Origin of the sequence: Phyllobacterium calauticae, assembly GCF_019991125.1 — a bacterium.
In the GTDB taxonomy this organism is placed as follows: Bacteria; Pseudomonadota; Alphaproteobacteria; order Rhizobiales; family Rhizobiaceae; genus Phyllobacterium; species Phyllobacterium calauticae.
The window spans coordinates 105,893-131,555 of record NZ_JAGENB010000004.1 but is presented as its reverse complement, the minus strand read 5'-3'; the positions used below and the strand labels follow the sequence as shown (position 1 = coordinate 131,555).

General features: G+C 54.8%; 21 protein-coding genes. 13 read left to right on the top strand and 8 right to left on the bottom strand.

Annotation, left to right across the window (positions count from 1 at the left end; genetic code table 11):
* Window positions 1-35: 35 nt before the first annotated feature.
* From J1W56_RS16010 to J1W56_RS16000, 3 genes are all read right to left on the bottom strand, one after another.
* Window positions 36-1,088 (bottom strand): substrate-binding domain-containing protein, encoded by a 1,053-nt coding sequence (locus tag J1W56_RS16010; protein WP_223614264.1) that lies wholly within the window; start codon window positions 1,086-1,088, stop codon window positions 36-38.
* 62 nt (window positions 1,089-1,150) lie between these two features.
* Window positions 1,151-2,146, bottom strand: a complete 996-nt coding sequence (locus J1W56_RS16005; RefSeq protein WP_165401922.1) for an ABC transporter permease — start codon at window positions 2,144-2,146, stop codon at window positions 1,151-1,153.
* A gap of 69 nt (window positions 2,147-2,215) precedes the next feature.
* The gene (locus J1W56_RS16000) at window positions 2,216-3,724 is read right to left on the bottom strand and encodes a sugar ABC transporter ATP-binding protein (protein WP_223614263.1); all 1,509 of its coding nucleotides are present in this window, start codon (window positions 3,722-3,724) and stop codon (window positions 2,216-2,218) included.
* Between the two features lie 146 nt (window positions 3,725-3,870).
* Here J1W56_RS16000 and mtnK point away from each other — a divergent pair, with 146 nt between their 5' ends.
* The 3 genes from mtnK to J1W56_RS15985 are packed head-to-tail and all read left to right on the top strand — an operon-like array spanning window position 3,871 to window position 6,931.
* A complete protein-coding gene (gene mtnK, locus J1W56_RS15995) occupies window positions 3,871-5,133 on the top strand; it encodes an S-methyl-5-thioribose kinase (RefSeq protein ID WP_223614262.1) in 1,263 nt (420 codons plus the stop codon).
* Window positions 5,130-6,227 carry an S-methyl-5-thioribose-1-phosphate isomerase gene (mtnA, locus tag J1W56_RS15990; RefSeq protein WP_223614261.1) on the top strand — a complete coding sequence of 366 codons (1,098 nt, stop codon included), beginning with the start codon at window positions 5,130-5,132 and terminating at the stop codon, window positions 6,225-6,227. Before mtnK ends, mtnA begins: the two co-directional genes overlap by 4 nt.
* A 41-nt stretch (window positions 6,228-6,268) precedes the next feature.
* Window positions 6,269-6,931, top strand: coding sequence for a class II aldolase/adducin family protein (locus J1W56_RS15985; protein WP_223614260.1), 663 nt, complete (start codon window positions 6,269-6,271; stop codon window positions 6,929-6,931).
* A gap of 16 nt (window positions 6,932-6,947) precedes the next feature.
* On the opposite strand, the gene J1W56_RS15980 is transcribed toward J1W56_RS15985, so the two are convergent.
* Complete coding sequence (locus tag J1W56_RS15980) at window positions 6,948-8,504, bottom strand: acid phosphatase (RefSeq protein WP_223614259.1); 1,557 nt, start codon at window positions 8,502-8,504, stop codon at window positions 6,948-6,950.
* Between the two features lie 145 nt (window positions 8,505-8,649).
* Here J1W56_RS15980 and J1W56_RS15975 point away from each other — a divergent pair, with 145 nt between their 5' ends.
* Window positions 8,650-9,885 carry a cytochrome-c peroxidase gene (locus J1W56_RS15975; RefSeq protein WP_223614258.1) on the top strand — a complete coding sequence of 412 codons (1,236 nt, stop codon included), beginning with the start codon at window positions 8,650-8,652 and terminating at the stop codon, window positions 9,883-9,885.
* A 44-nt stretch (window positions 9,886-9,929) separates the two neighbouring features.
* Here the strand turns inward: J1W56_RS15975 and J1W56_RS15970 are convergent, their stop codons facing one another.
* Together J1W56_RS15970 and J1W56_RS15965 are read right to left on the bottom strand one after the other, a co-directional pair.
* Window positions 9,930-10,133, bottom strand: coding sequence for a hypothetical protein (locus J1W56_RS15970; RefSeq protein WP_223614257.1), 204 nt, complete (start codon window positions 10,131-10,133; stop codon window positions 9,930-9,932).
* Window positions 10,134-10,239: 106 nt separating this feature from the next.
* Window positions 10,240-11,139 (bottom strand): NAD(P)/FAD-dependent oxidoreductase, encoded by a 900-nt coding sequence (locus J1W56_RS15965; RefSeq protein WP_223614256.1) that lies wholly within the window; start codon window positions 11,137-11,139, stop codon window positions 10,240-10,242.
* 169 nt (window positions 11,140-11,308) lie between these two features.
* Here J1W56_RS15965 and J1W56_RS15960 point away from each other — a divergent pair, with 169 nt between their 5' ends.
* The 9 genes from J1W56_RS15960 to J1W56_RS15920 all read left to right on the top strand — a co-directional run bounded on the left by J1W56_RS15960 (window position 11,309) and on the right by J1W56_RS15920 (window position 22,556).
* On the top strand, window positions 11,309-11,761 hold the full coding sequence (locus J1W56_RS15960; protein WP_223614255.1) for an Rrf2 family transcriptional regulator: 453 nt from the start codon (window positions 11,309-11,311) through the stop codon (window positions 11,759-11,761).
* Between the two features lie 160 nt (window positions 11,762-11,921).
* Window positions 11,922-13,400, top strand: a complete 1,479-nt coding sequence (locus J1W56_RS15955; RefSeq protein WP_223614254.1) for a UbiA family prenyltransferase — start codon at window positions 11,922-11,924, stop codon at window positions 13,398-13,400.
* Entirely contained in the window at window positions 13,397-14,731 is a 1,335-nt protein-coding gene (locus J1W56_RS15950; RefSeq protein WP_223614253.1) for an FAD-binding oxidoreductase, read from the top strand. The genes J1W56_RS15955 and J1W56_RS15950 overlap by 4 nt, the downstream gene beginning before the upstream one ends.
* 17 nt (window positions 14,732-14,748) lie before the next feature.
* Window positions 14,749-15,486: an SDR family NAD(P)-dependent oxidoreductase gene (locus J1W56_RS15945; RefSeq protein WP_223614252.1), complete on the top strand. Its 738-nt coding sequence runs from the start codon at window positions 14,749-14,751 to the stop codon at window positions 15,484-15,486.
* On the top strand, window positions 15,483-16,418 hold the full coding sequence (locus J1W56_RS15940; protein WP_223614251.1) for an NAD-dependent epimerase/dehydratase family protein: 936 nt from the start codon (window positions 15,483-15,485) through the stop codon (window positions 16,416-16,418). Before J1W56_RS15945 ends, J1W56_RS15940 begins: the two co-directional genes overlap by 4 nt.
* Window positions 16,419-16,427: 9 nt before the next feature.
* Window positions 16,428-17,708 (top strand): NAD(P)/FAD-dependent oxidoreductase, encoded by a 1,281-nt coding sequence (locus tag J1W56_RS15935; protein ID WP_223614250.1) that lies wholly within the window; start codon window positions 16,428-16,430, stop codon window positions 17,706-17,708.
* Entirely contained in the window at window positions 17,708-18,133 is a 426-nt protein-coding gene (locus tag J1W56_RS15930; RefSeq protein ID WP_223614249.1) for a GtrA family protein, read from the top strand. Before J1W56_RS15935 ends, J1W56_RS15930 begins: the two co-directional genes overlap by 1 nt.
* Before the next feature lie 30 nt (window positions 18,134-18,163).
* Window positions 18,164-20,296: a hypothetical protein gene (locus tag J1W56_RS15925; RefSeq protein WP_223614248.1), complete on the top strand. Its 2,133-nt coding sequence runs from the start codon at window positions 18,164-18,166 to the stop codon at window positions 20,294-20,296.
* A 334-nt stretch (window positions 20,297-20,630) separates the two neighbouring features.
* Entirely contained in the window at window positions 20,631-22,556 is a 1,926-nt protein-coding gene (locus J1W56_RS15920; protein WP_223614247.1) for a glycosyltransferase family 2 protein, read from the top strand.
* 181 nt (window positions 22,557-22,737) lie between these two features.
* On the opposite strand, the gene J1W56_RS15915 is transcribed toward J1W56_RS15920, so the two are convergent.
* Entirely contained in the window at window positions 22,738-23,580 is an 843-nt protein-coding gene (locus tag J1W56_RS15915) for a class I SAM-dependent methyltransferase (protein WP_223614246.1), read from the bottom strand.
* 45 nt (window positions 23,581-23,625) lie between these two features.
* Window positions 23,626-25,662, bottom strand: coding sequence for a glycoside hydrolase family 99-like domain-containing protein (locus J1W56_RS15910; RefSeq protein ID WP_223614245.1), 2,037 nt, complete (start codon window positions 25,660-25,662; stop codon window positions 23,626-23,628).
* Between the last annotated feature and the right edge of the window lies 1 nt (window position 25,663).

Genomic DNA, 25,663 nt, shown 5'->3' with positions numbered 1-25,663 from the left:
AAAAAGGCGGCCTTTCGGGCCGCCTTTTTCGTTTGTCATTTTCCCTTGGGAAGCGGCATCCATGCGGGCACCGCGACATCCGCATGGGCGAATTGCGGCAGTTTGGCCGCCAGTTCTTCCATGTTCTTGATATCGGCGCTGTTGAGCTGGCTTTGTGTGATCAGTGTCGGGGGCACAATGACGTTGTGACCGGGATCCTGACCGGCAAGCAGCATGGCCAGCGCGCGCACCGAAACCTGGCCGACAACGGCCGGATTGGTCGCAGCGGTCGCTGTCCAGGCACTGGCCGGCTCACGCATTGCCGCGATGTCTGATGTCGAAATATCCGCCGAATAGATTTTGACACTGGAGGAAAGTCCGGCCTCGTCAACGGCAATTTTTACGCCCTTGGCGAACTCGTCATAGGGCGCAAACATCACGGTAATGTCCGGATTGGCGGAGATGACCGAGCGCGCCTGATTGGCTACCGAATTGGCGATCGGATTGTCCATCGTTCCGAACATAGCGGCTTCATGAATGCCGGAATATTTCTTCTTGAATTCCTTCCAGGTCTCGTCGCGACGGTCGAGAGGCGCGATCCCTGCGACATAGACATAACCGGCTTTCCAGCTTTCGCCATTGTCCTTGACGGCCTGCTCCAGTGCCAGCCGGGCAAGGTCGCGATCGGACTGTTCGATTTGCGGTATCTTGTCGTTGCCGACATTCACGTCGAACGCAACGACCTTGATCCCAGCGTCCACAGCGCGTTGCGCAGCATCCTTCATGGACTCCGTCAAGCCGTGCTGGATGATGATCCCATTGACACCGAGGGCAATCGCCTGATCGACCATGTCAGACTGCAAGGCAGCATCCTGCCGGCTGTCCAGCACGCGAAGATCGACGCCAAGCGCCTTTGCCTGGGCCTCGACGCCGGAAAGATAGGACTGGAAGAAGTCACCCGTCGAAAGGTATCGCACCAGGGCAATCTTGACCTTGCCGGGATTATCAAACGGAGCGGGCATGCCATCGGCAAATGCAGCACCGCCCAACATGGTCGCACCAAGCAAGCCGAACCCGAGCTTGGCAAAAATTCTCCGCGTCACCTTCATTTCATTTCCTCCATTTTTGATTTTCTTATACTTGTCCCAATTGCCTCGGGGCATCCGCCCGCTCAGCGTTTGCCTCTTTTGGAGAGTGCAAATGTAAACACCAGTGCGACCACCAGCACCGCGCCCTTGACGAAATCCTGCGTGTAGTAGGGGGCGTTCATCATGGTCAGCCCCTGCAGCAGCACGCCGACAAACAGCGCACCGATACCGGTGCCGAAAGCATTTGGTTTTGCAGCGCCCAGCACGGCAAAGCCGATCAATGCCGCGGCGACGGAATCCAGCAGCAGATTATTGCCCGAGGCGATGTCGCCCCGGCCAAGACGCGCAGCGAGCAATATGCCGCCAACGGAAGCAAAAACGCCCGATATGATATAGGCGCTGATCTTGTATGCTTTAACCGGAGCGCCGGCGAGTTCGGCCGCGCGCTCATTCGAGCCAACGGCATACATCATGCGTCCGAAGCGGGTGTATTCGAGGAAAAACCAGATCAGCACGGCCAGAACGATCAGCACGACGACCGATACCGGCAGGAGGTTTGGCAGGATGAAATCGAAGCGGTGACGGCCCAAGGCGAGGAAAACCGGGCTGAACGTTCCATTGGCGACGCTGCCGTCCGGCAATGTCATTCCCGTGGCGATGGAGCGTCCTTCGGTCGGAATGCGCTGAAGCCCGACCAGCAGGAACATCATGCCCAGGGTAGCGAGGAGATCGGGGACGCGCATGTAGACAATCAATATTCCATTGATGAGCCCGACGATGATGCCGATGGCAAGACAGACGAGCGTCGCGGTCAGGGCGTCTCCGCCCATCACCACCATGACGTAGGACGATGCCATCATGGCGGTGGTCGCCACGGATCCGATTGAAAGGTCGAAACCGCCAACGACCAGCGTTGCCGTAACGCCAAGTGCCAATATGCCGGTGATAGAGACGGACTGGAGAATGAACACCGCACTTTGCGGCGAGGCAAACCCGTTGGTCACGATACAGAAATAGATGATCAGACCGGCAAGCAGAGACAGAAAGCCGTATTTGATTGCCAGATCGCGGACAGGCAGCGCGTTGTTTTTCGTCCCGTGCTTTGAAGCGGGGGCAATAGCGGAGGTCGGTGGTGTATTGGTATTCATTCAAATGACCATTCTGTGCTGGCCGGCGATTTCAGCCAGCAGCTTATCGATGTTGACATCGGCGTTGCGATGCTCGCCGACGAGTGTGTGTTCCGACATGACGACAATCCGGTCCGCAATTTCGAAGGCTTCGTCGATCTCGGTCAGGAAGACCAGGGTCGCACGCCCATCGGCGGAGGCGCGAAGTTTCGAGCCGATATCCCGTCTTGCGGCGATATCGACGCCCTGAAACGGTTCATCGAGAATGAGCATGCGTGATGCCTCGCTCAACCAGCGGGCAACCATGACTTTCTGCTGGTTGCCACCGGACAAGGTGTCCATTTCGTCCCGCTCGGTGCGGCAGACGACGCTGAGCGATGCGATCTGCTCGCGCGCCCTGTTCCTTTCCCGCCGCCGGTTGGAAACCGAAAAGAAGCTGCTGCGTTTGAGAAAAGGCAGGCTGATATTCTCGTATATGTTGAAATCCGGCACGATACCGCTGTCGGCGCGGTCCTTGGCGACAAGGAAAACACCCTGATTGATGGCTTGTCTGGTTGTGCGGGGCGCATAGGGCCGGCCGTCCAGACGCATACTGCCCGATATCGGCCTTCGGACGCCGAAAAGCGTCTCGGCAAGGGCCGTTTTGCCGACGCCGACGAGGCCGGTGACGGCCACGATCTCGCCGTCGCCTAGCGTGAGTGAGAATGGCCGGCTTCCCGGAGCGATACACAGGTTTTCGATCTGCAGAACCGGTGCGCTGGCATCTCTGGTGACGACGTTGCCAAGGCTGATCTTTTGACCGAGCATGGCGTTGACTGCACCGCCGTAGTCCAGTTCGGGGCCATCAAAAACACCGCTGATCCGGCCGTCGCGCAACGTCACAATAATGTCAGCCAGCCGGCGTATATCGGACATGCGGTGGGATATGTACAGGATCGCCACACCGCGGGCGCGCAAACGATCGATCACCTGAAACAGCCGTTCTGCTTCCACGCTCGACAGGGACGATGTCGGCTCATCGAGAATGAGCACCTTCGGCTCATGCGCCATGGCCCGGGCAATGGCGACCATCTGCCGCTCCGCCAGCGGCAGATCGGCAACAATCGCACCGAGATCGATATGCAGCCCCATGCGCTCGGCGACGACTGCCGCCTCCCGCCGTACGCGACGCGGGTTGAAAATTGCCCGCGCCCCACGCCCGTTCAATCGATCCAGTGTCAGGTTCGTTGCAACGTCCAGATCGGCTACGACGCCATCATTGATATTCTGGTGAACCGTTACAACGCCTGCACGAATGGCTTCCGCGGGCGATGCCGGCGAAAACTCCCGACCATCGAGGCTGATTGCTCCCGACGTTCGCGCATATACACCGCTGATAATCCGGACAAGCGTGGATTTGCCTGCGCCGTTGGCACCCATCAGGATTGTGACAGTTCCTGCACGCAATTCCAGATCGATCCCACCCAGTACCTGGATTGAACCAAACGATTTGCGCAATTTTTCAATATGGAAGACGGTTTCCTCGACCATCTGCTCCTCCCCTTGCGAGCATGCTAGGACGCCACATCATCAAATGTCAAGGCCATTGACATTTGCCAGTTTGCTGCCTTAACAAATGGAGGACAAGGGCACAAAAAGCTGAGAAACGGTTCTTGTCAGCAGGGAGGAATATCGAAATGCCTGTGTTTGAGGCCCTGAATGTGGAAACACTGCCGCTTCGTCTCGGTCAAAATACCATGCTGCTGCAACGACTCGGTGAAGACTGGAGGAGTTGGAAGGTCCGCGAAGTCGGCGACGGCAATTTAAACCTGGTCTTCATTGTCGAAGGCAGCGCGGGCAGTGCAATTGTCAAACAGGCACTGCCCTATGTGCGGCTGGTCGGCGAGAGCTGGCCATTGCCGTTGAAACGTTCATTCTTCGAGTACCATGCATTGACACGACAGGCGGCCCGTGATCCGGGCAGGGTGCCTGAAGTTTTCCATTTCGACGGTGAGCAGGCCATCATCGTTATGGAATTCCTGTCACCCCATGTCATTTTGCGGCGAGGGCTGATTGAAGGCAATCAGTATCCCAATGCGGCCCGTGATCTCGGTCTGTTTCTCGCCCGTACCCTGTTCCGTGGCTCAGATTTTTCAATGAAAGCGGCGACGCGCAAGGCTGATGTCGCGCTCTTTGCCGACAACGTCGAACTCTGCGACATTACCGAGAGCCTGGTTTTTTCGGATCCCTATTTCAACGCCCCATTGAATCGGCATACCGCGCCGCAACTGGACGGGCTTGTCGCTGCACTGCGCGCCGACCGTGACCTCAAGGTGGAAGCGCAGCGGCTCAAGCATCTGTTCGCCACGAAGGCCGAGACCCTGCTGCACGGTGACCTGCACACCGGGTCGGTGATGGTCACACCCGGCGAGACGCGGGTCATCGACCCGGAATTTGCGTTCTACGGGCCCATCGCCTTTGATGTCGGCATGCTGCTCGCCAATTTCTGGATGAATTATCTGGCACAGCGCGGTCACGAGCAGGATGACAACCGTCGCGATATGCGCCGTTCCCTGCTTGAGGCCGTCGTGACGATTTGGGAAACGTTCCGTTCCGAGTTCTCCCACCTCTGGCGTACCGAACGCAACGGTATCTTGTATCAACGCACCTTGTTCGAGGATCAGGATGACAGCCTCGGTGCCGAACAGGCGCTCAACGAAGTGCTGCATGACATCTGGCAGGACATGCTGGGGTTCGCCGGAATTGAAATGCACCGGCGCATTCTCGGCCTTGCCCACAACGCCGATTTTGAACTGATCGAGGATCCGGAGCTGAGAGCGCGATGCGAATCCAAGGCGCTTAAGTTTGGCCGTCATCTGGCCTGCAACCGGCGCCACATCCATAGTTTGGCTGAAATCAACGGTTTGGTTGAACGGCTTGAAAAGGAGATTACCCTGTGAAAGTCGCAGACCGTCACTATCACACCATCTGGCTCAACAATGATGGTCGCTCGGTCGATATTATCGATCAGCGCTGGCTACCCCATGAATTCAAGGTGGTGACACTGAAAACGGTCGATGATGTCGCCATTGCCATCCGCGATATGTGGGTGCGCGGCGCACCTTTAATCGGGGTGACGGCTGCCTATGGCGTTGCAATCGCCATGGCGAATGATCCCTCCGATACCGCGCTGCACGATGTGTGGGACAAGCTGCATGAAACCCGGCCAACGGCAATCAATCTCCGCTGGGCGCTCGATACGATGCGCCAATATCTGCTGCCGCTACCGGAAAAGGACCGCGTGGCGGCCGCCTATCGCCGGGCGGCTGACATTGCCGAGGAAGACGTACAGCTCAATCGTCAGATCGGCCTGCACGGTCTCGAAATCATTCGCGATATTGCCGCAAGGAAAAAGCCGGGCGAGCCGGTCAATATTCTCACCCATTGCAATGCAGGCTGGCTCGCAACCGTTGACTACGGCACAGCAACCGCTCCTATCTATGTTGCGGCGGAGGAGGGGATCAACGTTCATGTCTATGTTGATGAGACACGTCCGCGCAACCAGGGCGCGCAACTGACGGCATGGGAGTTGAACGGACACGGTGTGCCGCATACGCTGATCGTCGACAATGCAGGCGGACATTTGATGCAGCATGGTCAAGTGGACATGGTTATTGTCGGCACTGACCGGACGACGGCCAACGGCGATGTGTGCAACAAGATCGGCACCTATCTGAAAGCCCTGGCGGCCAAGGACAACAACGTTCCCTTCTATGTGGCTTTGCCTTCCCCGACAATCGATTGGACTGTCCATGACGGGATCAGCGAGATTCCGATTGAAGAACGTGCCGGTGCGGAAGTGTCTCATGTGCAGGGACTGGCGGCCGACGGTAAAATCGCCTCCGTACAGATTTCCCCGACGGGCAGCCCCACCGCCAATCCGGCTTTCGATGTGACCCCCGCGCGTCTCATAACCGGGCTGATTACCGAACGTGGCGTTGCCCAAGCCTCGGCGGAAGGTTTAAGCGCCTTGTTTCCGCAAAGTAAGCGGTGATAAATCCGTCGAGGTACTATGAGCAGCGGGAAGATGCCTGAATGACCACATCAGCACAAGATTCCATCGATCTTCGCCGGGAAATGGTGACGACGTGCCGGTTGATGAACTCGAGCGGCGTCAACCAGGGAACGTCGGGAAATCTCTCCGTGCGCACGGACCGCGGATTTCTTGTGACACCGTCGTCCCTGCCTTATGAGACCATGCAGCCGGACGATCTCGTCGAGATGCACTTCGATGGCAGTTATGTGGGGCGGCCGCCATCGTCCGAATGGCGCTTTCACCGCGATATCCTGCAGAAGCGTTCCGATATCAATGTGGTCCTGCATTGCCACTCGGTCTATGCGACAACGCTTGCGTGCCACAACAAGACAATCCCGAGCTTCCACTACATGACCGGGATTGCCGGGGGAACGACGATCCGTTGCGCACCCTACGCCACTTTTGGAACGCAGGCACTGTCCGACAATGCGATTGTCGCACTGGAGAACAGGCTGGCATGCCTGCTCAGCCAGCATGGTCAGATATCCCTGGGGGTGACGCTTGAATCCGCCCTTTGGCTTGCAATCGAAGTTGAAACCCTGTCGCGCATCTATGTCCAGGCACTCACTTTGGGCGAACCGCCGATCCTGTCAGACGAGGAAATGGAACGTGTCATCACCCAGATGCGCCAGATAAAGTACAGCATGAGCCAGCAAGGCTGAGCCTCTTTCCAGGGGCTTACTGGCTGTTTGTCATGTCGAGTGCACTGGTCAGGTCGCCCAATGGCGGCTGATTGTAGGAGGCAACCGCATCATCACGGACCGTGATCCCATGCAATGTCGGCAATTCGAAACGCTTGGTCAGGAAGCGTAGAATCGAGGTTGTGTCCATTGGCGTGTGATCAACGAAACCGCGGCGGGCGAACGGCGAGACAATGATGGCCGGGATACGGCTGCCAGGTCCCCAACGATCGCCTTTCGGCGGTGCGGCGTGGTCCCATATACCGCCATTTTCATCGTAGGTGACAACGACCAGCATATGCGGCCATTGCGGGCTTTTTTCCAGATGCCCGATAAGGTCGGCAATATGCGCATCGCCTGCCTCGATATCCGCATAGCCGGAATGCTCGTTCAGATCACCCTGCGGTTTGTAGAAGGCAACTTGCGGCAGTGTGCCAGTATCGATTGCCTTGATGAATTGCGATCCGGCCAAGCCGCCATCGAGCAGATGCTCGGTGCGTGCCGCTGTTCCCGGCGCAAAATTCGCATAATAGTTGAACGGCTGATGATGGTACTGAAAATTGGGAACCGGCGTTTTGTTGCCGTGGTCCAGCACATCCTGCCACGCACCGCCATACCAGGCCCAACTGATATGCTTCAGGCTGAGCATATCGCCGATCGTCGGTTCGGTCTGCGGCGGGAGGGTTGTCGGGTTTGCGGGGTCTGCGGTCGCTGCATCGGCGTTCTTTGCGGGCGTGTTGCCGCTCGGCTGATAGGGCGGCTGCATGGTGTTGACGGCGTAGAAGTCCGGAGTGAGATTGCCATCGCCGGCAAATTTTGGGATGCCATCGATTGCCGATTTGGGTGAATTGGCAGCGAGCGTCAACGAGACGCCATCCGGTTCCACCACGGCGACAGAAGGCTTGGCCGGGCTGGTGTCGGCATGGGCGTAATAGGGCGCGCACGCGCATATCAGCCATTGGTGATTGAAGAACGAGCCGCCAAAGCCGCCCATGAAAAATTCATCGGCAAGTGTGTATTTTTGCGCGACCTTCCACATCGCCGTCTTTGAACCGTTCCAAAGCCCCATGACCATTGCGCCGGAATCGGCATAGGCGACGAACTTATCGTTCTTGCCGCCATTGATCTGCATCTGGTTTTGATAGAACCGGTGCCACAAATCGTGGGTGATTGTGCCGAGGGGGAGATTGAACCCCTGGGGATCGTCGACCCGATAGGGATGATTGGCAAGGTGCTCGGTCTCCGCCTGCGTGACCGGTGGAGTAACGCCCTTTGCGGTTAATCCGCCCCAAACAGGCGGTAATTCGCGTAGCGGAGTGTTGTCGCGGTCAAGCTGTGTGAGCGCTGCGTCCGAAACCCCCTGCAGGCCGTCTGCTCCGGGGAAACTGCCATAAAGATTATCAAAACTGCGGTTTTCTGCGTAGATCACCACCACGGTGTCGATCAGGTTCAGAGTGTTGGAATGACCGTCATTGTATCCGGCCGCCGACGCCGGAGAGAGCCCACCCATGGCGGCACTGATCACCGAAGCGGTCGCAATCATATTTATCCGCATGCTGGCAGTCTCCTTGTCGGCTATATGTTGATAACTTTTCAAGTTTACTCCACCATACCCACAAGCCGTCCAAACGTGCCCGGGGATCTGACGGAGGAAGCTAATCATAAAGCCTCTTGGATACACAAGCACAAAGCACCGGGCGGTGATCCTTTGCATCGTCGCGACGATCGGCGCTGCGGCGGCGGCGCACAGTGCGGTCACGGAAAGTTCAGGTAGAGCCGCGCCGGAACCATCGCGCGCGCAGGTGCGCGAGCAGATGAAAGCACTTGGCGCGCTCGGTCAGGCCTTGTTTTTCGATCCTGCCTTGTCAGGCTCCGGCAAGCTCTCCTGTGCGTCCTGCCATGATCCCGCCCACGGCTTTGCCGCCGCCAATAGCCTTGCGGTTCAGTTTGGGGGCGGCGATCTGCGGCAGCCTGGGGTGAGGGCGGTGCCATCGCTCAAATATTTGCAAGCTGTGCCGCCGTTCACCGAACATTTTTTTGAATCGGAAGATGATGCGGACGAAAGCATCGACAATGGCCCGACGGGCGGGCTGACTTGGGATGGCCGGGTTGATCGCGGCCAGCAACAGGCGAGGATCCCGCTGCTTTCCGATTTCGAAATGGGCAACAAGAACGATGAGGACATTGCTCGGCGGCTGATCGCGGCAGATTACCGCGCCAGGATTGCAGCAGTCGCCGGTCTGCAAGGCACGGCGGACTCGTCTGTTCTGGTCAATACCGCCCTCAAGGCACTGGAGGTGTTCGAACAGGACTACCGCACCTTTTACCCCTATACGAGCAAGTACGATGCAGTACTCGCCGGAAAAGCCGTGCTGACCGCACAGGAAGCGCGAGGCCTGGATCTGTTCAATGCGCCCGCGAAGGGCAATTGCGCGTCATGTCATGTGAGTCAGCGCGGCAATGACGGAACGCCGCCGCAATTTACCGATTACGGTCTGATTGCCCTGGGTGCGCCGCGCAATCCCGAGATTCCCGCAAACAAGGATTCTCATTATTTTGATCTGGGCCTTTGTGGCCCGCTCCGGACGGATTTCTTGAACCGCACGGACTATTGCGGTCTTTTCCGCACGCCTACACTGCGCAATGTGGCGCTTCGCAAGACATTCTTTCACAACGGCGTCTTCCACTCTCTGCAGCAAGCCGTTGAATTCTATGTCGAGCGCGAAACCAAGCCAGAGCGTTGGTATTCACGCAAGTCTGATGGCAGCGTTGACAAATATGACGATCTGCCGATGGACGCCAAAGCCAATGTGAACATGGATCCGCCCTTTGACCGGCATGCCGGGGAAGCGCCGGCTCTCACGACTGACGAGATCCAGGACGTCATCAGTTTTCTCAATACGCTGACCGATGGTTACACCCCGCCCGAACAATAGCGCTGCCGAGCCGTCAAAGACTTCGTTGTTCAAACAGCAAAGCTCTAGGATTGTCCGGGCAGGTCAAGCAACCTTGCCACCTCTACGGCTCCATTGCCGGATGCGGACAGCACACCGCTGTCTTTAACATCGACAACGGATCCGTTGGCAAAGCTCAAAGACCAGCCGTCATTGCTGGCATTTCGGCGGCGATCGGTGAGTTCGATGCCAGACGCGGAGATCAGTGCAATGGCTTCATCGGCATCCATGATCGTCGCTCCATCTTAGCGGTTTCCTCGTCGTAGTTGAGTCTTCGCGCGCAGTTGAGTCAAGCGGAAACCGTCGCCATGGTAACGTGCAATAGGGGCGCATCCTTTATCTTTCGAAGACGAGCGATTGATGCGCGCCAACCCCGGCTTTGACACCAGCCGCTGCGGCCATCGTTGCATTGGCCATGGGACTGGCTGCATCGCCGGCCGCATAAACGCCCTTGACCGTTGTCTGCATCCAGTCGTCCACACGAATGAATGCCCCAAGCGGACCATCGTCGAAAGCACAGCCAAGCTGTTCCGCCAGCGGGCTGGCCATGCTGGTTTTCGGCGCGGTGAAAATAGCGTCGACAGGTACAACCCTGCCATCACTGAGTCTGACCGCTTCAAGCCGGGGTGCATTGCCCAGAAGCTCGACAACCGGTGTCCGTTCGATCGATACATTCCTCGCCGCCAGACTGGATAGGTGCTCCGCATCCGGCTCAAACGTATTTTGAGTGAAGTATGTGGCCGGTCCCCAATCCGATATCAGCAGTGCCTGATGTGCCGACAGGGGTGTATTGGCCAGAACGCCCAGTGCCTGGCCGCCAACTTCATAGCCGTGGCAATAGGGGCAGTGAAGAACCGATAGGCCCCATCGCTCCGGCAGGCCAGGGATTGCAGGCAGATCATCTTTCACGCCGGTAGCCAGAATGAGACGCATGGCCCGTTTTTCGGTGCCGTCGGCCAACGCAACGGCAAAATGGTCGCCGGCTTTGCGGGCCGATACAGCCACGCTATCGATAAACTCCACTGTCGGGTAGAGGGAAAGCTGCCGCCGCGCATCGCCAATGATATCGTGGGGCCGCCTGCCGTCCTGGCCCAGAAAACCATGGGATGCTTCGGCGAAGCGGTTGCGGGGCAGGCCGGCGTCAATCAGGAGCACGCGCCGGCGAGCACGGGCAATCTGGATGGCGGCGGAAAGACCGGCAAAACTGCCGCCGATAACAATGGCATCATAGGTCATGGAAGCTCCTTCATTGCGGGGGGGGCAAGATATTTCCAATGCCGGATCGCATCGGAATTTGAGTTAAATAACAACATAAGTTACGTGAAAATTTCCGTCAATAGTCATGTAACTTATTCTATTACGTATCGTTGGCATGTGCTATGCATGCAGAAGGAGAATAGCCAGTATGAGACATGACAGCCGCCTATCGAGAATGCTCCATGTCCTGATCCATATGGATCGGCACGACGGCTCGATCACGTCCGACAACATTGCAAAGATGCTGAACACCAATCCGGTGGTGGTGCGGCGAACCATGGCGGGCTTGAGAAATGCCGGTTATGTCCGTTCCGACAAGGGGCATGGTGGGGGCTGGATACTGGCGCGCCCGCTCGATGAAATATCGCTGCTTGACGTGCATCAGGCATTGGGGCGACCGGAAATGTTTGCAATCGGCATAGCTATTGACCATCCGGATTGTCTCGTGGAGCAATCGGTCAACGCAGCCTTGACTGACGCTTTCGACGCGGCGGAACAAATGCTTCTGTCGCGTTTTGCCGAGGTGAAGCTTTCCGATATCGCGCGTGATTTTGATCTTCGATTCCGGAATTTGACCGAAAGGCCGGCACAAACGGTTTGATTGATCAGGCGGCTGCTTTTCCTGTTTGATGGAGGCAATGGTTTGCCCAATATTGGTTTGGCCTGATGCAGACTGCATGAGGAAGCTGGACTTGTGGCGATAAGCCATTTGTGCCAGAAGGCTATGAGTTCAGCGTCACCTTGGAAAGTTATAGCCCGTTATGGAATTGGCATATCGCGAATTGAATGGAGAGGTCACTCCAGAGAACGCCGGTGTCCAGTTGACGCGGTACCCCATCGTCGTTGATCTGGATAAGACACTTATCCTGACTGACACGCTGCACGAACAAGTGGTTGCAGCTCTTTTCACCCAACCCGCGACGCTTATTCGCGCTGCTCCCAGCATGCTGCGGGGCCGCGCTGCCTTGAAGGCCGCTTTGGCGTCAAAGGTTGACCTGGCATCAACGGTCCTGCCGCTTCGCGAGGACCTTGTGAAGTGGTTGCGTGAGCAAGCTGCTGCCGGCCGGGAGATTCATCTCTGTTCTGCGGCAAATCAGGCAGTGGTTGACAATATTTCGCGGCGTATCGGTATTTTTGCGAGCGCCATCGGCTCCGATACCGCAAATCTGAAGGGACGTGTGAAGGCAGAACATCTGGCGCGTACTTTTCCTGATGGCTTTGTCTATGTCGGCGACAGCAGGGCAGACTTGGCGGTGTGGAAATTGGCCGCGGGAATAGTTCTGGCAGGCGTTTCCGCCGGCGTCGCAAAGGCAGCGCGTGATCTGGGCAAGCCGATTGAAGCGGAATTCAGCAACCATCCTCTGACTTTGAAGGATAGTCTCAAAGCCCTGCGGGTGCATCACTGGTCGAAGAACGCTCTGATTTTCGTTCCGCTCATTCTGGCGCATGCCTGGGGCGATTTCAACGTTCTTCGCGATACGGTTCTGGGTCTTTTCTGTCTGTTGATTGTCACATCCTCGACTTATCTTCTGAATGATTTGGCCGATCTCAGTGCTGATCGGCAGCATTGGTCGAAGCGCAATCGCGCGCTGGCCAGCGGACGGCTTCCGATCGCCACGGGCCTGGCGATGGCCTGCATCGGTCTCGTCGTGGCGTTTGTCGGTTCTCTTCTGCTAACGCCTTATTTTACCCTCGCATTGGCAAGCTATCTCGTGCTGACGCTTGCGTACTCCTTTGGCCTCAAGCGCGTGCCTATTCTTGATACGCTGGTCATCGGCATTTTGTTTACAACGCGTCTCATCATGGGGATCACGCTGCTTCGGCTGCCTGCGTCTGCCTGGCTTTTGACCTTTTCAGTGTTCTTCTTCTTCTCTCTGGCGGTTGCCAAGCGTCATACGGAAATTATTCGTGCCGCTTCCACAGGGTCTCACAGCCTCGCCAGCCGGGGCTATATGCTCGAGGACGCACCACTAACCCTCGCGTTTGGCATAGCGTCCGCCGTAGCGTCCCTGTTGGTCATGGTCCTGTTCATCGTTGAGGAGATGCTTCCGGGGTCGGTTTATTCTCATCCGAATCTGCTCGGTGGAATTCCCGTTTTTCTCGCGATCTGGGTCGGCCGCATTTGGCTGCTGGCGCATCGGGGGCGCATGAATGACGATCCCGTCAGTTTCGCTTTGCGTGACAAGCCCAGTGTCGTGCTCGGCTTTTTAGTCGCGGTGCTCTTCGTGGCTGCTCTATGAGATCATTTGTCTCGAAAGACGATATCCGCTCGTGGGGTGGAATCCTGCAGGGGCAGCATTTTGTCAGCCGGCCGAATTGGCGGGATCAGTTGCCGCGCAGTATTGCAGAAGCACGTGATGCCGACCACAGTCTTCTCGCCATAGGCCTTGGCCGCTCTTACGGTGACAGCGGACTGAATCCCGGCGGGGCGCTTGTCGACATGACTGCGCTTGGCCGGATTATTTCGTTTGATCCGGCAACAGGATTGTTGCGTGCAGAAGCCGGAATCTCTTTTGCCGATATACTCGATCTGTTCGTTCGTCGCGGATTTTTTTTGCCGGTCACCCCGGGAACGCGTTTTGTAACCCTGGGCGGGGCCATTGCAAATGATGTTCATGGCAAGAACCACCATCTTGCTGGAACGATCGGCAGATGGGTGCGCCGCATCGGGCTGCTTCGGTCGGATGGCACCGAGATCGAGCTGAGAGATGATGATCAAACCGGATTGTTCGCTGCGACGATCGGGGGGCTTGGGCTGACGGGACTGATCACATGGGCTGAAATTGAGCTGATGCGCATTCCCAGTGCACTCATGGACGTTGAGACGCTTCCCTTTGCCAATGTGGATGAATTCTTTGCCGTGGCTGCCGAGAGCGAAGGCAGTGCCGACTACACGGTGGCGTGGGTGGACTGTCTGGCAAAGGGAAACGCTCTCGGAAGAGGCTTGTTCACGCGTGCACGGCATGCACCCAGGGGAACAAAGCTGGCAAGGGTCGAAAAGCCGAAGTTAACGGTGCCCTTCTCCATGCCGTCGTTTGTCCTGAACAACCTGTCGATCGGGCTGTTCAACAGCCTGTACTTTTACAAGGGCCGCCGTGCAGCCGGCAAGGCGACCACCCCTTATCTACCGTATTTCTACCCGCTCGACAGCATCGGGCATTGGAACCGGATATACGGTCGCCGGGGGATGTACCAATACCAGTCGGTTGTGCCGCCCGTCACGGCAAGAGATGCAACCACGGAAATGCTCAAGGCCATCTCGAAGGCGGGTGAAGGCTCGTTCCTTGCGGTGCTCAAGACGTTCGGTGAGAAGGTATCGCCCGGCCTTTTGTCCTTTCCACAGGCTGGTACAACGCTTGCCCTTGATTTCCCCAACCGTGGCCAGTTGACCCTTGATTTATTGAGCCGTCTCGATGACATCGTGCGCGAAGCCGGCGGACGGCTATACCCTGCGAAGGACGGGCGCATTTCCGCGGCGATGTTTCGCGCCGGTTATCCCGCTTGGGAAACGTTTGCACAGCATGTCGATCCAGCATTCTCGTCCGCCTTTTGGCGCCGGATAAGCGAGTAAAGAAGAGGAATAATTTCGTGCGTGTCATCATATTGGGAGCAACGTCGGCGATTGCCGAAGCGACGGCTCGCCTCTACGCAAGCGAAGGTGCCGACCTGTTGCTGGTCGGGCGGCAACAAGCCAAGCTCGACGCTATCGCTGCTGACTTGAAGGTAAGGGGCGCCGTCCGCGCCGAGACTGCCGTTTATGATCTGGCAGCGCCAGAGAATGTGCGCTCTGCGCTTGCGCAATTCTGTGCAACGCTCGGCGGAGTGGACCATGTGCTTATTGCCTATGGCGTGCTGGGCGAGCAGGATGAGGCGGAGCAGTTGACGGACGTTGCCGAGGAGATATTGCAGGTCAATTTCAACTCGGTTGCCGCATGGTGCCTCGCTGTCGCCGATGTATTCGAAGGGCAGGCGAGGGGTTCGCTTGTCGTTCTGGGATCCGTGGCTGGCGATCGGGGGCGACGTGCCAATTATGTCTATGGCGCAGCCAAGGCCGGGCTTGCCACACTGGTTGAAGGCATCTCCCATCGCTTTGCCAGCAACGGTCCGCGCGCTGCCATCGTCAAACCAGGGCCAACCATCACGCCCATGACGGAGGGCATGAACCGCAAAGGCGCCTTGTGGGCAACGCCCGAACAGATTGCGCGAGTGGCACGGCGCGCCGCGGATCGCACTGGCCCAGTTTTCTACGCCCCCGGCCGCTGGCGTTTGATCATGCTGATCATCCGCAATCTGCCGACGGTGATTTTCAATCGGATGAGCATATGACACGACGGATTATCATAACTGGCGCTGCAGGACTTGTTGGTCAAAACCTGATCGCCAGGCTGAAAACGAACCCGGATATCAAGATCGTGGGGATCGACAAGCACCCGACAAACACCGCTTTGCTGCGGCGGATGCATCCGGAAATCGAGACAATCGAAGCCGATCTCGCCAAGCCGGGCCCATGGATGGATGCACTGGCCGGCGCCGATGCCCTGGTGCTGAATCAAGCGCAGATTGGTGGTCTCCAGGAACAGGAATTCACCGACAACAATGTCACGGCCACTGAAAATATTGTCGCGGCCATGCGAAAGCACAGCGTACCCTATTTCGTGCAGATTTCTTCTTCGGTCGTGCACTCGCAGGCCGATGATTTCTATACGCGCTCCAAAACCACCCAAGAGAAATTCATCGATACCGTCGGCGACATTCCGCATCTGATATTGCGCCCGACGCTGATGTTTGGCTGGTTCGATCGCAAACATCTGGGCTGGTTGCGCAGGTTTATGGACCGGACCGCCATCTTTCCCATTCCCGGCGATGGCAAGTTTATCCGTCAACCGCTTTATGTCGGCGATTTCGCCGCAATCATCGCGTCCGGTTTGACCAGCCGCGCAACAGGAACCTATGATATATCGGGGCTGGAGCAGATTCACTATGGCGATCTCATCCAGCTGATACATGACACGGTCAAGCCGAAAGCCAGGATCGTTCATCTGCCCTATCACCTGTTCTGGGCGCTGTTGTTCGTGTACGGCAAGTTCAACAGCAATCCGCCGTTCACCACCCGGCAGCTCGAAGCGCTGGTCATACCGGAAACATTTCCTGTGATCGATTGGCCGGAAATATTCGGTATCAAAGCAACGCCGCTGCGCACCGCGCTGGAAGAGACATATCTTGATGCCCGCTATTCCGGCATCGTTCTGGATTTCTGAGGATTTTACATGAGCAGGATCATTGTCATAGGTGCTGGCCCGATGGGGCTTGCCGCAGCGCACCGGGCCGCAACGCTTGGTCATGAAGTTGATTTGATCGAGGCAGACAGCAAACCGGGCGGCATGGCCGCGCACTTTGACTTCGGTGGAGTGTCGATCGAGCGGTACTATCACTTTGTCTGCAAAACCGACAAGCCGACTTTCGCCTTGATGGACGAGCTCGGTATCGGCGACAAGATGCGCTGGACGCCAACCTCCATGGCCTATTACATGAAAGACAAGGTCCATCCTTGGGGAAGCCCCATTTCGCTGCTGATGTTCCCGCATCTGAGCTTCATTGCGAAGTTGCGCACTGGCGCGCAGATGTTTTTGACGACGAAGGCAAAGGTCTTCAACAGCATTGAAAAATTGACTGCCAAACAATGGATCGAGCGCGGGTCCGGCAAGGAAGTCTATGAGACGCTTTGGCGCCGGCTGATGCAGCTCAAGTTCTACGAACTGTCGGACGATATCTCCGCATCCTGGATCGCCACGCGCATCAAGCGCATCGGCAATTCCCGTCGTTCGATATTTCAGGAGGAGCTGGGCTATATCGAGGGAGGAAGCGAGACCCTCGTCAAGGCACTGGTATCTGCGTTTGAAGCAAAAGGCGGGCGGCTGCATCTCGCAGCCCCGGCCGAAAAAATAGAAACTGAGAACGGAAAAGTCATTGGTGTTACGGCAGGCGGGAGGTTTTTCCCCGGCGATGCGGTGATTTCTACGGTGCCGACGCCATTGGTGTCCAAACTTGCTCCGGATCTTCCGCAGTCCTGGCGGGATCGATACGACGCCATCCGCAACATCGGCGTTGTCTGCCTGCTGTTCAAGCTCAAGCAGTCGGTCACGAAGAATTTCTGGCTCAATATTGTCGATGAAAACATTGATATTCCCGGTATCATCGAGTTTTCAAATCTGCGTCCGGTGGATGACACGATTGTGTACGTGCCCTACTATATGCCGACCAGCCAGCCGAAATGGCAGTGGACGGATCAGCAGTTCATCGATGAGGCGTTCGGCTACATCCAGCGCATCAATCCGGCTGTTACCCGAAACGATCTCATCGATGCAACGGTGGGCCGTCTTCGGTATGCCCAGCCGGTCTGTGAGCCCAATTTTTACGAGAAACTGCCAGCGGTCCAGACACCGATCTCTGGCCTGCAGATTGCGGACACATGCTTTTACTATCCCGAAGATCGGGGTGTGTCGGAGAGCATCCGCTTCGGCAGGTCCATGGCCGAGGCGGTCGTCTGATGCGTGAACGAGCGACTGCAATCGTCGCCTCGCCATTTCTGCGTTTTGTCATTTCGGGTGGTATCGCAGCTGCAGTGAACATTGCCTCGCGCATTGCCCTGTCGCAGATCATGCCGTTCAGTGCGGCAATCGTGCTGGCTTACCTGGCTGGAATGACAACAGCCTATATCTTGATGAAGCTGTTCGTCTTTGATCAGTCGGGTAGTTCCGTGCGCCAGGAATACATACGGTTCGGTCTGGTCAATCTGGTGTCGCTCCTGCAGGTCTGGCTCGTCAGCGTCGGTTTGGCCCGCTGGTTTTTCCCCTTGATCAATTACACGTGGAACGCGGACACGACAGCCCATATCATCGGCGTCCTGAGCCCCGTTATCACCAGCTACCTCGCGCATAAATCATTCACTTTCGCCCGTAAGGATGGACAATAATCAATGCTTAGAATGGTCACAAGGAACGCGATGTTCCTGGCGCTGGTCTGTTTAATCTCCTTGGTTCTTATAGTTTACTCGATTTTATTCGTGCGGGCGAACTATATGGTCCCCCTTTATTGGGATCAGTGGGAATTTGCGGCTGCGCTGGCTAGATCAAAGCAAGACACGCTCTCGCTCCAATATCTTTTTGCGGCACATAATGAGCATGTCATTGCAACGACAAAGCTGATTTTCTTTCTCGATTATTATTTTTTCAGCTTAACCAATGGCCCCCTCATCGTTTCAATCGGCGTCGCAACATTTTGTATTGCGTGGCTTTTGGCCAAGCTATTGTTCGTCAATGACCGAGAAAACAAGTATTTCTATATTTTCTTTTTACTTTTCTCTGCATCAGGATTTTCGTTGGCCCAATGGGAAAATTTGCTTTGGGGTTTCCAGCCGCAATTTTATCTGGTGATAATCTTTGCCCTTGCGAGCTGCCTTCTTGGATTGAAAATTAGTGATCGTGAGCACCCCAGTTCCCGCTGGTGGTTTGCAGGATTGCTTGTGACAACGGGCTTGGGTGTGTTTTCAATGGGCAATGGCGTCGCATTGCCCATTTCTATTCTGATATTGCTTGTTTTGCGGCGTTACCGGCCCATCAAAACCGTTCTCTACGGGGCTGTCGGCGCTTTGCTCATCGGAATTTTTATTGTGCTGACGAGAGGGGCTCCTGCCATCGGAGAGCCCGCGTTGAAGACAGTTGGCAATTTTACATCCTTCTTCTTCGGTATGCTCGGCAGCCCGATCACAAGCAAAGGGGTTATTGCCGCAATATTTGGTCTGCTCTTGTTCGGAGCCTATGGCATCCTGTTTTTACACCATGTTCTAATGCCATTTCTGCGCAGGCGCCCGCTTGACGATGCTTTGGTGGGCCTTTTTGCGCTGGCGAGTTTTCTTTTTGCAACGGCTGTTGGTGCAGCGTGGGGACGGTTTTCACTGGGCCCGGGCGCAGCATTGGCGTCGCGTTACTCGACGCCCATGCTTGTTCTATGGATGACGCTCTTTGCCATACTGTTCCGCGTGGCGATGATATCCGACTATCGTCCATTCCTTCGTCAGGCTCGATCGGGATTGTGGATTCTTCTTGCCTTAAGTGTTGCAGCATGGACCAGTTTGAGGCCGGGTAATATTGCCGGTGCCAGCCACGCGAATGAAGTCAATCAGGCTGGATATTTTCTGTCTTCCGGTCTGATGCTCGATGAGCAACTTTTGAAGTTATACCCCGTACCAGATCACATAAACCAGGCGATCGATTTCCTTCGTGACGCCAAACTCAATCTATTCGCTGATAACCCGGGATTGTCAGGATCGAGTTGGAAACAGTGGACTGATAAACCGGCACAGGCGTGTGAACTTGGATCCGTCGAAAAAGTCCAGCGCCTTTCTGCTTCGGCGTGGCAGGCCACTGGCTGGGTGACAAATGCGAAACGACAAACGCCATGGTGGATTGTTGCCGTCGACGCAAGCCAGAATGTTCTCGGATACACGGCTCCACTTCAGCGTCGCTCCGATATTGCTAAAACTGTTGGCGCAAACAGGAATTATCGTGGTTTTGTGGTGCCCATAAATGGGACAGCCGGCAATACAAGCCATCCCATCGCTTTGGTGGCGATTTTCGGCGAGAACGAAAAGCCGTGCCGTGTGGATCTTCCCCTCTTGCCATATGGGCCATACCTGGTTCCAGCTGGGAAATTAGCACCCCTGCAAACGCAGGTTGTGCATTCAGGCGCAACGGGTAGCCCCGGCGTGCCAGCCATCCTTTCCATAAGCGCACCCTATGAGGGGGCCGAAATCAGCGGCACTTGGGTTTCGTCCGATGAGGACGTAGGCAGCATCACCTACAACATTCTCGATACCACCTGTCGGACCGTCATTGTTCCAATCTTGCGTGGACCCTCAACAGAAGGGTTAAGTCTTGTCATCAAGTCCAACGGTAGGATGGTCTCTGATGAGACACCGGTGTTTGATTTGCTGCGACCCCATTTATGGCAATATTTGCAGATAAATGCGTTTGATGCATGCAAGGAAGGCGAAAAATCGAACGTGAGCATAACGCTGGAGGACAAAGGACGGGGATGGGGAGCGTGGGGTGCGATGGCAACGCCGGCATTTCAGTAGCTGCAATCCGGTATGTTCAATCCTGTTGTATTGCGGCGGCGGTTCAAGTTTCGTTCTGGCTTATCGGCCCGCATCCAGAACAGCGAGAACAAAACAAGAGACGAGCACGATTTACATCATATCCTAAATATGAGAACCAAAGCTGCAGAATGAGAATGATAAGCTGCCACCTGAGACCGATTGTCTAAACCATGAGGATGACAACCTCAATAACGTGGTTTCATGTCCGATACTAAAATTCGCTGAAGTAAATCTGCCTGTGAACAGGCTCTAAAATCAGATACTCGGGAAAACACAGGGTATACTAGTATATGAGAATTCGATGAGTTGGAAAATGGCTGGGCCCTATCGATTTTTTGCCAATCGAACACATGGTATGTTGATTAAATTCAAGGTCCTTTTGAACCTTGTTCAGCACGGCGGCGTCAATGCCTCGATGAGGCATGCTTCTCAAATAATACGACGGGATGGCATTTCCGGCCTGCTGCGCAGAATCAGGGCAATGGATAGCGCAAATCCCAAGGGAAGCATGTACGGGAACGATTACGCCGAATGGCTCGAGCATTATGCGATCCTGGATCATTTGGAACCTGCCGCCGTGGAGGAGCATTTAAAACGGGTGGGAAACCTGCCTCTGATATCGATTGTCATGCCTGTGTATAATCCCAATCTGGTATGGCTGCAGGCGGCAATAGAATCGGTTCAAAATCAGGTTTACCCGCACTGGCAACTTTGTATTGCCGATGACAAATCCACAAACCCGAAAGTACGTGAAGAACTTCTTCGATATCAAACGCTGGACAAGCGGATAAAGATCATTTTCCGTGAGACCAATGGTCATATTTCGGCCGCCTCCAACAGCGCGCTGGAACTTGCGACCGGTGAGTGGATCGCGCTTATGGATCAGGATGATGTGCTCACACCAGAGGCTCTTTACTATGTGTTTGAGGCTTTGCAGCAAAACCCAGCTGCGGGTCTTATCTACTCTGATGAGGATAAGATAGATGAAACAGGCAAACGCTTCAGCCCGTATTTTAAGTCGGATTGGAATCCTGATCTGTTCCTTTCCCATAATATGATATGCCATTTGGGTGTCTATAAAGCAGGTCTGGTGAAGGCCGTGGGAGGCTTCAGGGTTGGGACGGAGGGTTCTCAGGATTACGATCTCGCTTTGCGCTGTATCGAAACATTGACGCCCGATCAGATCGTGCACATTCCGCGGGTGCTTTATCATTGGCGCAGTCACGCCGATAGCACCGCACAATCGGGGAGCAACAAGGGATATGCACTCCGCGTAGGGCAGCAGGTGCTTAACGAGCATTTTCAACGGATGGGTATCAATGCTACCTCGGAACTGCTCGATTTTGGCATGTATCGCACGCGTTACAAATTACCGGATCCGCGTCCTTTGGTGAGCCTGATCATTCCGACGCGCAACGGGCTAAAACTATTGCGGCAATGCATAGAGAGCATCGTTTCGAAGACCGAGTACACGAACTATGAGATAGTTATCGTCGATAATAATTCCGATGAAGAGGACACTCTGAAGTACCTCGATAAGATTTCTCGTGAGGAGCGGATACAAGTCATCCGTGATACCAGACCATTCAACTATTCCGCATTGAATAATAGTGCGGCAAAGGCGATAAAAGGCGAATACTTGGGTCTGATCAATAATGATATTGAAGTCATATCGGGGGATTGGCTGAGCGAAATGGTAGGTTTGGCCAGCCAACACGGTGTAGGGGCTGTTGGTGCGCGTTTGTGGTATCCTGACAACACCCTTCAACATGGCGGTGTTATCCTCGGAATCAGCGGGGTTGCAGGTCACTCCCACAAAGGATTGCCGCGCAACGCGCCGGGATATTTTGGGCGTGCCCAACTTATTCATACCCTCAGCGCTGTAACCGCCGCCTGTTTGATCATACGAAAAGATATTTTCTGGGAAGTTGGTGGTCTGGATGAGGAAAACTTGAAGGTGGCATTTAACGACGTCGACTTCTGTATTCGCGTTCGTGAGGCAGGATATCGGAATGTGTGGACGCCTTATGCAGAGCTTTACCATCATGAGTCAGCATCACGTGGGCTTGAAGATACGCCGGAAAAGAAGCGAAGGTTTTATAGTGAAGCAAAATTCGTTCAGCAGCGCTGGGGTAAAATTCTTCTGGAAGATCCCGCATATAGTCCAAATCTGACGCTGGACCGTGAGGACTTTTCACTCAGTTGGCCACCAAGAGTTAAAGCCGGCATCGTGAAATAGGCGCATATTAAAGCACGATGTACTTCCGAGGCGTTTGAAGGTCATGGTCGGGTCCGGCACCAACCTCCAACTTGCGTTGTCGCCGGAGAGTGCGCAACTGTCTCACTGGTGTTGTATATATGCAAGCTAAATCTGAGGCGATTACAGCCCCACCATTTCAAGAGATGATGGGGCTTGCAACTTATCGCCGACGTGCAACTACAACCGCTTGCCAAAAGCGGTTGGGTTCATCGATGTATTCGGCGACCTCAAAATACTCGGACCATTTTGTGCGCGCATATGATTCTGGAATGACTGCATCGCCGTAAACATCCGCTGCTCTGTAGTCGCCACCGCCAGTAGGCAGGTAGACAAGTTCACCCCGCGCTGCTTTCCGGCGCGCTTCATCGGGATTCCCCAAAGCAGCACGAAGCCCTCTATGCCAGGCAGATTCAGCATTGACCGGGATATCTGCTACAAAATCAATGAACCTTGGCGGTTCAACAGTGAATACGAAAACGCCTCCAGGTTTCAATACTCTGGCTATCTCTTTGATCCAATGCAATGAGATATTTTCTGGCAAATGTGTGAAAACGGAGTAACTAAAGGCATGGGATAGGGAACTGCTCTCAAATGGCAGATCGCCACGCGGATCAATCCTACTTAGAACGCCTGGGACTTTGAGATCTGCGCTGATCTTTAAGACGTCCGGATCGATATCGACGCCCAACAAATTTTTGGCATAGGTATCCCTCCAAAAGAAGCGAAGGTACCGCCCCCACGAACAACCAAAATCCAGTATCTTGCTGTCCAAGCCAATTGGATTTCCAAGGCGTACAGCCTGCTCCTTAACTTCCTTATAGAAATTGTACGCTTCCTGCAGTGCGTCCTCGTTGGCCGAGCCGACGGTCATCGACTGGAGTTCCGCAGGTGGGAATTTAGGAAATTCAATCCCATCGATCTCGGACACATGCACACTTCGCTTGAGTACTTCAAGCCATTCTTCGTTTGTAATATGTCTGTGATGGTCTGCAACTTCAGTCAATTCATATCCCTCTCTATTTTTGTCCAGTCATATTCCACGGAATGGTTATCCCGCCACTACATGCCAAGACTGAGTCTGCGCATATTGGTAATTCTTTTGTATCGGACTCTCGCGAGTTATTTTGGCTCCATTCGCGTCCAACAGGGCGATGACTTTTCCCTTTTGGTGGCAAACCAGCCCAAACATCCGCTCCATCGCGTGTGCGAGTGTCCCGTCCCGTCGCCCCATTTCCTCCTCGAACATTGACGCGAGCCAACCATCGTTGGCGAACACCGTCAGATCGGATACTCGACCAGCAAACATACTGCCCGCGACGAATTGAAAACCATTATAGTCTAAGGCTAAACCAAAATGTTCGCACATCTGTTGTAGCCATCTGAAGTTCTGTGCTGAGCCCATGAACTGTACGCCGTCGAGGACATGTCCAGCTGGAGCAACAAGCGCAACGTCTCGATTGGCTTCTAAATAGGTTTCAATTGCTCTCGTCGGAATAGCAGCCAGGAACGGTTTGGTCAGCGCTTCGCTCCATTGGTTGCCGTCGGAGCGATGAACAGATTTCTTCGTGTGAATTTTAATGAAGTATCGGTAGCCTTTGGACTTCACTACATCAATGGCGCCCAGAAATGGCCGGATGTCCCTGCCCCTATTCGGAAAGAATAGGAGATTTGCATTTTTTGCCCATATTGCAACGGTTGCAAGAATCTTGGCGTTTGGTTCGGTTGCCAGTGTGATAAAGACATCTTGGTGCCTATTCTCGGGAATGCCCTTGAGTATCTCTTCAAGCGGCTCAGCATAATGCGCATGGACAATAACAGCTGTTCTTTCCGCATACGATGGTACAGGGCTTGTTATCATCGCAGATGGAGTAAGATGTTGCTGCGCGCTATTCGATGTTGGTTGCTTTAAATAGGGTCGCAAGATATCCGCTGAGGTACGAAGGAAAGCGTGTCCAAATTTTTGATCCGGTTCCAGATGGGCTCCTTCGGCCCATTCGTTCCAGGCGTTGATAACCACGATAGAGCGCTTTGCAACAGGCTTGTTGAATGCATGGTAGGCGGCCTCGGCAAGCCACGCACCATAGCTATCTGGTGAGGATCCGATGTACAAATGGCCTTTCTCCGCACGCCTTGCCGTATTGTCCCATGAAGGAAATACCCCTGGAATTACCGGAAAATCATACTCGCCGAGTGAGCTGCGCGCATTCGCCGCCAAATCTTCATAATCAAAGACGTTCCCGCTATAATCATCGCTAAAAGGCGTAATTGATTGTGTGATATCGTGTGCTGAAATCCCGTGGGGTGGAAACTGGATCGCTGCGTCAAAACCGATTGTCTCTGGAACCCGTTTCTCTCCAAAAGTCATGGCATATACAAGGAAAAGATCCTTACCCAGCAATTCTTTGGCGATTTGTCTCCATCGTTTGACTGTTGCTTCGAGCTCTGGCAATAGTCCAATCCGGTAAATCGTAAGCAGTGGACGCCCATCGATTTCTATGTATCGAGGGTCTTCCATATACTTGATCACGTCGCGGATGAATCGCTCGTCGCTTTCCGCTGTATGGGTTTGACCAAGCAGCACCTCGTTTTCAGCACCATCCCACCGGCGTGTCCAATTCTCATTTGCCCAGCAAAGAGAGAATTTGAAATCAAAATCCTTACGCTTCATGAACATATCGAGGGGCTTTTCCAAAACCCGCCGGCCATCAAACCAATAGTAGTAAAAAATGAATCCACTAAGGCCATAAGCCTTGGCCAGTTCAATTTGTTGCTCCATTGTTTCTTCATTCCGCAGATCATAAAAACCGAGGTCTGATGGAAGCTGAGGTTGATAGTGGCCGGCAAATTGAGGACGCGCCTTTGTCACATTTGTCCATTCGGTGAAACCCTTGCCCCACCATTCGTCATTCTCAGGAAATGGGTGGAACTGCGGAAGATAATAGGCCAGCAGTTCAATCTGGGAATCCTTCACATTGAAATCGGGCAGCTTCTTCGGATAGTAACTGTCATCGACGTGTCCACGCCGATTTTGTTTGAGTTGCTTGAGATATTCTTCACCAGCAATGAGACGCTTGTCGATGGCCATG

What these genes read in the sequence shown, in the direction of transcription:
- J1W56_RS16010 (WP_223614264.1), bottom strand. Translation starts at nt 1,088, where the DNA reads ATGAAGGTGACGCGGAGAATTTTTGCCAAGCTCGGGTTCGGCTTGCTT.
- J1W56_RS16000 (WP_223614263.1), bottom strand. Translation starts at nt 3,724, where the DNA reads ATGGTCGAGGAAACCGTCTTCCATATTGAAAAATTGCGCAAATCGTTT.
- mtnK (WP_223614262.1), top strand. Translation starts at nt 3,871, where the DNA reads ATGCCTGTGTTTGAGGCCCTGAATGTGGAAACACTGCCGCTTCGTCTC.
- J1W56_RS15985 (WP_223614260.1), top strand. Translation starts at nt 6,269, where the DNA reads ATGACCACATCAGCACAAGATTCCATCGATCTTCGCCGGGAAATGGTG.
- J1W56_RS15980 (WP_223614259.1), bottom strand. Translation starts at nt 8,504, where the DNA reads ATGCGGATAAATATGATTGCGACCGCTTCGGTGATCAGTGCCGCCATG.
- J1W56_RS15970 (WP_223614257.1), bottom strand. Translation starts at nt 10,133, where the DNA reads ATGGATGCCGATGAAGCCATTGCACTGATCTCCGCGTCTGGCATCGAA.
- J1W56_RS15965 (WP_223614256.1), bottom strand. Translation starts at nt 11,139, where the DNA reads ATGACCTATGATGCCATTGTTATCGGCGGCAGTTTTGCCGGTCTTTCC.
- J1W56_RS15960 (WP_223614255.1), top strand. Translation starts at nt 11,309, where the DNA reads ATGAGACATGACAGCCGCCTATCGAGAATGCTCCATGTCCTGATCCAT.
- J1W56_RS15955 (WP_223614254.1), top strand. Translation starts at nt 11,922, where the DNA reads ATGGAATTGGCATATCGCGAATTGAATGGAGAGGTCACTCCAGAGAAC.
- J1W56_RS15950 (WP_223614253.1), top strand. Translation starts at nt 13,397, where the DNA reads ATGAGATCATTTGTCTCGAAAGACGATATCCGCTCGTGGGGTGGAATC.
- J1W56_RS15940 (WP_223614251.1), top strand. Translation starts at nt 15,483, where the DNA reads ATGACACGACGGATTATCATAACTGGCGCTGCAGGACTTGTTGGTCAA.
- J1W56_RS15935 (WP_223614250.1), top strand. Translation starts at nt 16,428, where the DNA reads ATGAGCAGGATCATTGTCATAGGTGCTGGCCCGATGGGGCTTGCCGCA.
- J1W56_RS15930 (WP_223614249.1), top strand. Translation starts at nt 17,708, where the DNA reads ATGCGTGAACGAGCGACTGCAATCGTCGCCTCGCCATTTCTGCGTTTT.
- J1W56_RS15925 (WP_223614248.1), top strand. Translation starts at nt 18,164, where the DNA reads ATGTTCCTGGCGCTGGTCTGTTTAATCTCCTTGGTTCTTATAGTTTAC.
- J1W56_RS15920 (WP_223614247.1), top strand. Translation starts at nt 20,631, where the DNA reads ATGGCTGGGCCCTATCGATTTTTTGCCAATCGAACACATGGTATGTTG.
- J1W56_RS15910 (WP_223614245.1), bottom strand. Translation starts at nt 25,662, where the DNA reads ATGGCCATCGACAAGCGTCTCATTGCTGGTGAAGAATATCTCAAGCAA.